The organism is Pseudomonas sp. IT-93MI4 (genome assembly GCF_949767635.1).
In the GTDB taxonomy this organism is placed as follows: Bacteria; Pseudomonadota; Gammaproteobacteria; order Pseudomonadales; family Pseudomonadaceae; genus Aquipseudomonas; species Aquipseudomonas putida_A.
In genome coordinates this window covers 1-442 of the sequence record NZ_CATKPP010000038.1, presented here as the reverse complement: position 1 = coordinate 442, position 442 = coordinate 1, and the positions used below count along the sequence as shown (strand labels likewise).

Annotated in this window: 1 protein-coding gene; it reads left to right on the top strand. The window is 62.7% G+C overall.

All coding sequences use genetic code 11. The annotated features are described in order from the left end of the window. The coding region (locus ACM6I7_RS16885; protein WP_414888914.1) for a hypothetical protein at positions 1-442 on the top strand (442 nt) is incomplete at both ends.

Sequence of the window (442 nt, the reverse complement as noted above, 5' to 3'; positions counted from 1 at the left end):
CGATGACGGCTCGACGCTGGTCACCGCCTACACGCGTGATGCGGCCGGGCGCTTGCTGCTGAAAACCCTGCCCGACGGAGTTGAGGTGGCTTACACCTACGACCGCCTGGGCCGTTTGACCGGGGTTGATGACGGCCAGCAACATCCACTGGCCTTTGAATACGACCGGCAGGATCGGCTGATCACCGAGCATCAGGGCTGTGGCACCCTGCGCTACACCTACGACGCCTGCGGCCAGCTCAAGCGCCAGCGTCTGCCGGACAACAGCAAGCTCGACTATCACTACGCCAAGGGCGGTGCGCTGACCGCCATCGACCTCAATGGCACGCGGCTGACCAGCCATCAGTTTGAATGCGGTCGTGAGCAACAACGCCAGCAAGGCCTGCTGCTCAGCGATTATGCCTACGACGATCAGGGACGTTTGCTGGCCCATGCTGTAGGT